The organism is Pseudonocardia sp. ICBG1034 (assembly GCF_020131375.1).
GTDB lineage: Bacteria > Actinomycetota > Actinomycetes > Mycobacteriales > Pseudonocardiaceae > Pseudonocardia > Pseudonocardia alni.
This window is the reverse complement of record NZ_JAHLEK010000022.1, coordinates 1-9,154: the sequence shown is the minus strand read 5'-3', so window position 1 is coordinate 9,154 and position 9,154 is coordinate 1. Positions and strand designations below refer to the sequence as shown.

At 74.2% G+C, this 9,154-nt stretch carries 11 protein-coding genes and 1 pseudogene; 9 read left to right on the top strand and 3 right to left on the bottom strand.

What is annotated here, in order from left to right; genetic code table 11:
- On the top strand, positions 1 to 578 hold a 578-nt coding region (locus KPF22_RS24170; protein WP_224403372.1), incomplete at its 5' end, for a BCCT family transporter.
- Between the two features lie 24 nt (positions 579 to 602).
- Here KPF22_RS24170 and KPF22_RS24165 read toward each other — a convergent pair.
- Positions 603 to 1,177, bottom strand: a pseudogene (locus KPF22_RS24165) (isochorismatase family protein).
- Between the two features lie 3 nt (positions 1,178 to 1,180).
- A complete protein-coding gene (locus tag KPF22_RS24160) occupies positions 1,181 to 2,467 on the bottom strand; it encodes a nicotinate phosphoribosyltransferase (protein ID WP_224400907.1) in 1,287 nt (428 codons plus the stop codon).
- 38 nt (positions 2,468 to 2,505) lie between these two features.
- Between KPF22_RS24160 and clpS the strand changes: the two genes are divergently transcribed.
- Positions 2,506 to 2,814: an ATP-dependent Clp protease adapter ClpS gene (clpS, locus tag KPF22_RS24155; RefSeq protein WP_060710877.1), complete on the top strand. Its 309-nt coding sequence runs from the start codon at positions 2,506 to 2,508 to the stop codon at positions 2,812 to 2,814.
- A gap of 2 nt (positions 2,815 to 2,816) precedes the next feature.
- Positions 2,817 to 3,368, top strand: coding sequence for a DUF2017 domain-containing protein (locus tag KPF22_RS24150; RefSeq protein ID WP_062400754.1), 552 nt, complete (start codon positions 2,817 to 2,819; stop codon positions 3,366 to 3,368).
- A 16-nt stretch (positions 3,369 to 3,384) separates the two neighbouring features.
- Here KPF22_RS24150 and KPF22_RS24145 read toward each other — a convergent pair whose 3' ends face one another.
- Positions 3,385 to 5,073, bottom strand: coding sequence for a bifunctional UDP-sugar hydrolase/5'-nucleotidase (locus tag KPF22_RS24145; RefSeq protein ID WP_224400908.1), 1,689 nt, complete (start codon positions 5,071 to 5,073; stop codon positions 3,385 to 3,387).
- Positions 5,074 to 5,207: 134 nt separating this feature from the next.
- Here KPF22_RS24145 and KPF22_RS24140 point away from each other — a divergent pair, with 134 nt between their 5' ends.
- From KPF22_RS24140 to KPF22_RS24115, 6 genes are all read left to right on the top strand, one after another.
- On the top strand, positions 5,208 to 5,702 hold the full coding sequence (locus KPF22_RS24140; RefSeq protein WP_100880863.1) for a M67 family metallopeptidase: 495 nt from the start codon (positions 5,208 to 5,210) through the stop codon (positions 5,700 to 5,702).
- Between the two features lie 115 nt (positions 5,703 to 5,817).
- On the top strand, positions 5,818 to 6,093 hold the full coding sequence (locus KPF22_RS24135; protein ID WP_062404265.1) for a MoaD/ThiS family protein: 276 nt from the start codon (positions 5,818 to 5,820) through the stop codon (positions 6,091 to 6,093).
- 62 nt (positions 6,094 to 6,155) lie between these two features.
- The gene (locus KPF22_RS24130) at positions 6,156 to 7,103 is read left to right on the top strand and encodes a PLP-dependent cysteine synthase family protein (protein ID WP_208825044.1); all 948 of its coding nucleotides are present in this window, start codon (positions 6,156 to 6,158) and stop codon (positions 7,101 to 7,103) included.
- A 49-nt stretch (positions 7,104 to 7,152) separates the two neighbouring features.
- A complete protein-coding gene (locus tag KPF22_RS24125) occupies positions 7,153 to 7,749 on the top strand; it encodes a rhomboid family intramembrane serine protease (RefSeq protein WP_208825042.1) in 597 nt (198 codons plus the stop codon).
- A gap of 3 nt (positions 7,750 to 7,752) precedes the next feature.
- The gene (murI, locus tag KPF22_RS24120) at positions 7,753 to 8,583 is read left to right on the top strand and encodes a glutamate racemase (RefSeq protein ID WP_062400757.1); all 831 of its coding nucleotides are present in this window, start codon (positions 7,753 to 7,755) and stop codon (positions 8,581 to 8,583) included.
- A gap of 62 nt (positions 8,584 to 8,645) precedes the next feature.
- Positions 8,646 to 9,020 (top strand): hypothetical protein, encoded by a 375-nt coding sequence (locus KPF22_RS24115; RefSeq protein ID WP_073576167.1) that lies wholly within the window; start codon positions 8,646 to 8,648, stop codon positions 9,018 to 9,020.
- The last annotated feature ends 134 nt before the right edge of the window (positions 9,021 to 9,154 follow it).

The following is a 9,154-nucleotide window of genomic DNA, read 5'->3' as shown; positions in this document are numbered from 1 at the left end:
GCCTGCTCGTGATGGTGCTGGTGGCGATCTTCTTCGTGTCCGGCGCCGACGCCGCGTCGATCGTGATGGGCACGCTGTCCCAGCGCGGCACCATCGAGCCGAGCAGGTGGGTCGTGGTCTTCTGGGGTGCCGCGATGGGCGCGGTCGCGGTGCTGATGCTGGTCACCGGCGGTGAGGACGCCCTGTCGGGCATCCAGAACCTGACGATCCTGGTCGCCGCGCCGTTCGTGGTGATCATGGTGCTGCTGTGCCTGGCGCTGCACCGCGACGTGCGCCGGGACAAGGTCATCCTGCGCGCCGAGAAGAGCGCCGAGGTGATGGAGCAGGCCGTCGAGTGGGCGACCGACAACCACGGCGACGACTTCTACGTGAAGGTCGGGTCCTTCGCGAAGGACGACTCCGGTGAGCCCGCCTCCCCGGACGGCACCCACCCCGCCGCGACCGCCGCCGCGCCGGCGGCCGACGGCGCGGGGGACCGGGCCGAGCCCGTCCCGGTCGCCGTCGTCGACCCCCTCGCCCCGGCCGACCGGCCCGACGACGACCGGCCAGCCCCGGTCGGCACCGCCGACCGGCACTGAGTCCGGCGCCGGCGCCGCCGGGGGTCAGGCGGTGCGGAGCTCCACGCCGGCCTCGGTCAGCGCGGCGAGCGCCCGCTCCGTCGTCTCCGGTGCCACCCCGGCGCAGTGGTGCAGCAGCACCGTCGTCGCCAGCCCGAGCCGGGACGCGTCCAGCGCGGTCGCCCGGACGCAGTGGTCGGTCGCCAGGCCGACGACGTCGACCTCGGTCACCCCGTGCTCGGTGAGCCAGTCGCCCAGCGGGGTGCCCGACTCGTTCGCGCTCGCGCCCTCGAACCCGGAGTAGGCGCTGGTGTAGGCGCCCTTGTCGAAGACGCACTCGATCGGCGCCACGTCCAGTGCCGGGTGGAACGACGCGCCCGGCGTCCCCGCGCGGCAGTGCGGCGGCCAGGAGTCGACGAAGTCCGGGGTGTCGGAGAAGTGCGGCCCCGGGTCCACGTGCACGTCCCGGGTGGCGACGACGTGGTCGTAGACCCGCCCGTCGCGGCCGCCGGTCGCGAGCGGCCCGATCCCGGCGGCCACGGCGGCCCGCCGGCCACCGCGAGGGCGCCGCCCTCGCAGAAGTCGTTCTGGACGTCGACGACGATCAACGCTCGTGCCATGGCTCAGCTCCCGGTGAGGAAGGTGGTCGGGATCGCAGGCTCGCCGCGGGACAGCTTCAACCCCTCCCACGGTACGGCGACCAGCGCCGTCCGCAGCCGCTCCCGGGCGGCCTCCAGCCCGGTGACGACGTCGTCGGCGACGACCTTCCCGTCCCGCACCAGCGGCACCGGCAGCACCCGGTCGTGCGGGCCGAGGACCGGGTCGGTGCCGTAGGGGTACACGACCTCCTCGACCGCGGTCCCGGTCGGCTTGAACCGGCGCAGCGCCGCCTTGCGCCCGCCGCGGGACTCCTTCGCGCTCGACCGCTTGGCCACCGGGCGCCCGTCGACCTCGACGAGCTTGTAGACCATCCCCGCCGTCGGCGAGCCCGACCCGGTGACCACCGAGGTCCCCACGCCGTAGGAGTCGACCGGCTCGGCGCGCAGCGAGGCGATCGCGTATTCGTCGAGGTCGCCGGAGAGCACGATCCGGGTGCCGGTGGCGCCGAGCGCGTCGAGCTGCTCGCGGGCCTGGCGGGCCAGCTCGCCGAGGTCGCCCGAGTCGATGCGGACCGCACCCAGCCCGGGCCCGGCGGCCGCGACGGCGTGCTCGATACCGCGGCGGATGTCGTAGGTGTCGACGAGCAGCGTGGTGCCGGTGCCCAGCGCGGCGACCTGGCTGGCGAAGGCGGCCGGCTCGTCGTCGTGCAGCAGGACCCAGGCGTGCGCGGCGGTGCCCGCGGTCGGGATGCCGTGCCGGGCGCCCGCGGCGAGGTTCGACGTCGTCGCGAAGCCCGCCAGGTACGCGGCCCGGGCCGAGGCCACGGCGGCCTCCTCGTGGGTGCGCCGCGAGCCCATCTCGATGAGCGGCCTGCCGGCCGCCGCGGTCACCATCCGGGCCGCCGCCGAGGCGATCGCGCAGTCGTGGTTGTAGATCGACAGCGCGACGGTCTCCAGGATCACCGCGTCGGCGAAGGTGCCGGTCACGGTGAGGACGGGGGAGCCGGGGAAGTACAGCTCGCCCTCCGGGTAGCCGTCGACGTCGCCGGAGAAGCGGTAGTCGCCCAGGCGCTCCAGGGTCGCCGCGTCGACGACCGGGGCGAGGAACTCCAGGTCGGCGGCGGAGAACCGGAAGCGCTCCAGCGCCTCCAGCAACCGCCCCGTCCCGGCGACGACGCCGTAGCGGCGCCCGTCGGGCAGGCGGCGCGCGAACAGCTCGAAGACGCAGTGGCGTTCCGCGGTGCCGTCGGCGAGGGCCGCCGCCACCATCGTCAGCTCGTAGCGGTCGGTCAGCAGGGCCGTGCCGGTCATGGCCGGGAGCCTACGGCTCCTGTGCCACCATGGGGCGCATGTCCGCGCCGTCCCCAGCGCCGTCCCCGGCGCCCACCGAGCAGGTCACGCCCGACCTGGACGAGTCCGCCGGCCCCGACACGCCGTGGCAGGCCATCGTCTGGAACGACCCGGTCAACCTCATGTCGTACGTGACCTACGTGCTGCAGAAGGTGTTCCACTACCCCGAGGCGAAGGCCACCGCGCTGATGCTCGACGTGCACCACAAGGGACGCGCCGCGGTGTCGGCGGGGGACAAGGACACCGTGGAGGGCCACGTCGCCCAGCTCCACGCGGCCGGCCTGTGGGCCACCATGCAGCGGGCCTGAGCGTGAACGGCTGGAAGCGCAGCGGGCGGGGCGACCGCGTCCGCTACACGTCCGGGTTCTCCGGTGAGGAGGCCGTCGTCCTGCGGGGCCTGTTCGTCGAGATCCGCCAGATGCTCGCCGGTCGTGCCGAGCTCGCGCCCACCGACGAGCTGGCCGAGCTGACCGGCATCCGCACCGGCCCGACGTCGCGGCCGACCGACCGGGTGCTGGCCCGGCTGCTGCCGGACTTCACCACCGAGGACTCCGACCTCGCCGGCGGGATGCGCTCGCTGCACGAGCCGTCGCTGATCGAGGCCAAGGACACCGCCGCGGCGACCGTGCTGGACACCCTGCCCGAGGCGGGCGGACGGCTCGAGCTCACCGAGGCCCAGGTCGACGCCTGGCTGGCCGCCCTCAACGACGTGCGGCTCGCGCTCGGCACCGCCCTCGACGTGAACGAGGACATGCCCGAGCAGCTGCCCGACGACGACCCGCGGGCCCAGCACCTGGGCGTCTACCACTGGCTGACCTACGTGCAGGACTCCCTGGTCCGGGTCCGCGTCCGCGGGCTCTGACCCGCCCGGCCGCCCCTCAGCGGCGCACGATCCGGTCGGTCGACGGCACGGCCAGGCCCGGGTTCGCGCCCAGGTACGCGACGAACGCGTCGAGGTCCACCGGGCCGCCGACCAGCTCGGTCCCGGCGGTGACGGTGTCGAAGCCGTCGCCGCCCGCGGACAGGAAGTTGTTCGTCGCGACCCGGTAGCGGCCGTCGTCGGTGACGGGGACGCCGCCGATGGAGATGTCACCGACCCGGTTCCCGGCCACCACCGTGTAGCGCAGGTTCGACGAGCTCTGCAGGACCGTCGGACCGTCGTCGACGGTGAACTGCTGGTCGAGCACCGCGCGCAGCTGGGCGCCGGTGAGCGTCATGGTCTGCAGGATGTTGCCGAACGGCTGCACGGTGTAGGCCTGCCCGTAGGTGACCCGCCCGCCCGCGCCGGGCACCAGGTCCGCGCGCACCCCGCCGGGGTTGGTCAGCGCGAGCTGTGCGCCGTCGCCGCGCGAGGCGGCGAGCTGGGCGTCGGCGATCACCGTGCCGAGCGGGGACAGTCCCGACGGCGCGGCCGCGCGCAGCAGCGGGCCGGCCAGGGTGCCGACCGGGCGCTCGGCCAGCGGCCGCGACTGCGCGACCGCACGGTCGACGACGTCGGCGACCGCCGGGTCGGGGGCGACGTCGCGGGTGACCACCACGTTGCGGGCGGTGCCGGTCGCGGCGCGGTCCACGTCGCCGTCGCCGGTCAGGGCGAGGTCGACCACCGACAGCAGCCTGCCGAACGACAGGCCCTGCACGAACGGTCGCGGGTTCCCGGCCGGGTCGGTCGCCGAGCACGCGTACTGCTGGTGGGTGTGCGCGGAGAACACCGCGTCGACGTCGGCGGACACCGCGGCCGCGATCCGCGACCCCGGCCCGCCGGGCTCGATCGCACAGGCGTCCGGGCCGCCGTCGCCGGTCGCCTCGTCGCCCTGGTGCAGCAGCAGCACCTGTGCCCGTACCCCCTGCGCGGTCAGCTCGCGCGACGCCGCGTCGACCGCGGCGACCTCGTCGCCGACCTCCAGGCCGCGGATGCCGTCGGGGGAGACCAGGTCGGGCAGCTCGGACAGGGTGGCGCCGATGACGCCGATCCGGGCGCCGCCCGCCTCCACCACCGTCGACGCGGCGAGCGCGGGCTTCCCGCCCTCGGTCACGTTCGCCGACAGGATCGGGAACGACGCGCCGTCGTAGGACGGGGTGAAGCGGCAGCCGTCGACCGGGTGGCAGCCGCCGCGCTGCAGCCGGCGCAGCTCGGTGATGCCCTCGTCGAACTCGTGGTTCCCCGCGGCGGACGCGGCGACGCCGATCCGCTCCAGCACCTCGACGGTCGGCTCGTCGCGGAACAGCGCCGACGCCAGCGGGGACGCGCCGACGTTGTCGCCGGTGGACAGCACCACGCTCGCCGGGGCCTGCGCCCGCAGCGCCGCGACGTGCGCGGCGACGAACGCGGCGCCGCCGGCCTCGACCTGCGCGCCGGCGTCGTCGGTCACCCGGCCCGAGGACCCCGAGGGCGGCTCCAGGTTGCCGTGCAGGTCGTTGAGCGCGATGAGCCGCACCGTGCCCGAGCCGGGCGCGCCCGCGGCGGGGCGGCCCGAGAGCGTCACCGCCTCGACGGTGACCGCGACCGCGAGGACGACGACGAGCACGGCGGCGAGGACGAATCCGACACGGCGACCGGAGGCGGGCACGCAGGGCAGTATGGACGCACCCCTGCACGGGAGGCCGTGGCCGGGATCACAGAACGTGGTGTCGGGTGCGTGAACGGCCGGTTCCGGCCCGGCGGGTGTTCGGTCCCGCGGCCGGGGCCGCGTATCCTCGGGTCGTGCTCGTCCTCCGGTCCGACCTCGTCGATGCGATCGTCGCGCATGCCCGCCGGGACTTCCCGGTCGAGTCGTGCGGGCAGCTCGTCGGTCCCGAGACCGGCGAGCACCCCGAGCGCTACGTGCCGATGACCAACGCCGACGAGGTGGCGAGCGACTTCGCCTTCGCCCCGGCCGAGGACATCCGCCTGGAGCGCGAGCTGGACGCGGCCGGTGAGCGCCGCATGCTCGTCGTCCACTCCCACACGCGACTGCCGCGGCGGCCGGTGGCGCACACCGGTCTGCCCGAGGCCTACCCGTCGCCCAAGGACGTCGCCCAGATGGAGTGGACCCCCGACCAGCACTGGCTGATCGTGGGCCTCGCCACCGCCGACGCCGAGCCCGAGGTGCGCTCCTACCACCTCGCCGACGGCGAGGTCGTGGAGGACGAGCTGGCGGTCGTGGAGTCCTACATGTTCTCCCACACCGGCTCCGACGACGTGCCCGACCGGGCCTGATCGACCCTCTCGCGCACCCGCGCCGGAGGTCGCGCGGGAATGTCGCCGTACTCCGGCCGCGTTGTCGCGCGTGAGAAATCCACGCCAGAGCGACCCACCAGGAGTGATCACCGAGATGGCCGTCTCCGTCTCCATCCCCACCATCCTTCGCACGCACACCGACGGTGAGAAGACCGTCGAGGCGAAGGGCGACACCGTCTCGGCGGTCATCGACGACCTGGAGTCGCGGCACAGCGGCATCAAGGACCGTCTGATCACCGACGGCAAGCTGCACCGCTTCGTCAACATCTACGTCGACGACGAGGACATCCGTTTCGCCGGCGGCCTGGAGGCCCCGGTCACGGAGTCCTCCACGTTCACGATCCTCCCGGCCGTGGCCGGCGGTCGCTGAGCCCCACCGGACCCCGGCACCGGGCGGCGTCCCCGCCCGGTGCCGTCGTGTGAGGAGAACCCGTGCGTTACGACTCGTTGCTGCACGCCGTCGGCGACACCCCGCTGGTCGGGCTGCCGTCGCTGTCGCCGTCGGAGGACGTGCGGCTGTGGGCGAAGCTGGAGGACCGCAACCCCACCGGCTCGATCAAGGACCGGCCCGCGCTGGCGATGATCGAGGACGCCGAGAAGCAGGGGCTGCTCACGCCCGGCTGCACGATCCTGGAGCCCACCTCGGGCAACACCGGGATCTCGCTGGCGATGGCCGCGAGGCTCAAGGGCTACGAGATCATCTGCGTGATGCCGGAGAACACCTCCTCCGAGCGCAGGCAGCTGCTCGCCATGTACGGCGCGCAGATCATCTCCTCGCCGGCGGCGGGCGGGTCGAACCAGGCCGTCGCCGTCGCCAAGCAGCTCGCCACCGAGCACCCGGACTGGGTGATGCTCTACCAGTACGGCAACCCGGCCAACACCGATGCGCACTACCGCGGCACCGGCCCGGAGATCCTGCGGGACCTGCCGTCGATCACCCACTTCGTCGCCGGGCTCGGCACCACCGGCACCCTCGTCGGCGCCGGGCGCTACCTGCGCGAGCACAAGCCCGACGTGCAGGTCGTCGCGGCGGAGCCCCGGTACGGCGAGCTCGTCTACGGCCTGCGGAACCTCTCGGAGGGCTTCGTCCCGGAGCTCTACGACGAGACCGTGCTGACCGGACGGTTCTCGGTCGGCTCCTACGACGCGCTGCGCCGCACCCGCCAGCTCGTCGAGCAGGAGGGCATCTTCGCCGGGATCTCCTCCGGCGCGATCCTGCACGCCGCACTCGGCGTCGCGAACAAGGCGCTCGACGCCGGGCAGCGCGCCGACGTCGTCATGATCGTGTGTGACGGCGGCTGGAAGTACCTGTCCACCGGCGCGTACTCCGGTGACCTGGGGACCGCCGCGCAGGGCATCGACGGGCACCTCTGGGCCTGAACCGGGCACAACGGGCATAGCGGGCGGCCGAGCCGGTACCGTGGGTGACATGACCGCACTCCCGGACGGCCGCCCCGCCCGCGTGCTGCCGCCCGCGCCGGTGCGCGCCGCGGTGATCATGCTGGCGTTCACCGCCGCGCTCTACGCGATCGAGGCGGTCGACCAGGCGTCCGGCGGGATGGTCGACGCCGCCGCGGCGATCTACCCGCGCAGCACCGACGGCCTCGCCGGGATCCTCACCGCGCCGCTGCTGCACGGCGACTGGGCGCACCTCGCCGCCAACAGTCTGCCGTTCCTGATCTTCGGGTTCCTCGCCATGTCCGGCGGTCCGGTGCAGTGGGTCGCGGTCACCGCGACGATCTGGGTGATCAGCGGGCTGGGGGTGTGGCTGACCTCGCCGCTGCCGGTGCTCGGCGCCTCCGGCATCGTGTTCGGCTGGTTCCTGTTCCTGCTCACCCGCGGCTTCCTGGCCCGCAACGGACGGCAGATCCTGCTCGCCGTCGTGCTGTTCCTCTTCTACGGCTCGATCCTCTGGGGAGTGCTCCCGTCGGACCCGATGGTCTCCTGGCAGGGGCACCTGTTCGGCGCGATCGGCGGCGTCGTCGCCGCCCGCTGGGTCGCGAAGGCCGACCGCCTACCCTCCTAGGGTGTGAGCGACGCGCCCGGTATCGACGCCCCGATCGGCATCTTCGACTCCGGGGTCGGGGGGCTCACCGTCGCCCGCTCGGTCATCGACCTGCTGCCCGCCGAACAGATCGTCTACGTCGGCGACACCGCGCACAGCCCCTACGGGCCGCGCCCGCTCGCCGACATCCGGCGCCTCGCGCTCGCGATCGGCGACGAGCTCGTCGACTCGGGGGTCAAGGCGCTGGTCATCGCCTGCAACTCCGCCTCGGCGGCCTGTCTCGCCGACTTCCGCGAGCGCTACCCGGTCCCGGTGGTCGAGGTCGTCCGCCCGGCGGTGCGCCGCGCCGTCGCCACCACCCGCAACGGCCGGATCGGCGTCATCGGCACCGCCGCGACCATCGCCTCGGGCGCCTACGCCGACGCCTTCGACGCCGCCCGCGACACCGAGATCACCTCGGTGGCCTGCCCCCGGTTCGTCGACTTCGTGGAGCGCGGCACCACCAGCGGACGCCAGGTCCTCGGCGTCGCCCAGGGCTACCTGGAGCCGCTGCAGCGCGCCGGGGTCGACACCGTCGTCCTCGGCTGCACCCACTACCCGCTGCTGTCCGGGGTGCTGGAGATCGTCCTCGGCCCGGACGTGACGCTGGTGTCCTCGGCCGACGAGACCGCCCGCACCCTGGTCCGGACCCTGCACGCGCACGACCTGCTGCGCGACGACACGACCCCGCCCGCGCCGCACCGCTTCCTCGCCACCGGCGACCCGGAACCCTTCGCCCGGCTCGGCCGCCGCTTCCTGGGTCCCGAGATCGGCTCGGTCGTGGGCCGCGCGGGCGCCGCGCTCCCGTCCGCCTGACCACCGGCCGCGACGGGCGGGTCCTCCGCGCCGCACCGGGAGCGGGGGGTAGCGTTCCCGCCGTGATCGGAACGCTCGTCCTGGTGATCACCGTGGCGCTCTCGGCCACCGCGCTGTTCGGGCTGGTCACGACGGCGCTGAACCGGCCCCCGAGCCGGGTGCACACCGTCGCCGTCGGGATCTGTGTGGCGCTCATCGTCGTGCAGGCGGCGATCGCGGCGTACCGGGTCCTGCTCGGCGGGGTCACCCTGCCCGAGCAGTCGACCTTCCTCATCTACCTCGCCGTCGCGGTCTGCGTCCCGGTGATCGCGCTGCAGTTCGCCACCGCCGAGCCGAGCCGCTGGGGCGGCGCCGTGATCGCCGTCGGCGCGATCGGGACGCTCGTCGCCGTGCTGCGCCTGCAGGGCCTGTGGATCCCGGGGGTGCCCGGTGCCTGAGCCCCGCGCCACCGCCACCGGCCCCGGGCGCATCCTCATCGCCGTCTACGGCATCTTCGCGCTCTCGGCCTCGGCGCGGGCCGGCGTGCAGATCGCCGAGCGCTTCGGTGAGGCGCCGCTCGCGTACTCGCTGT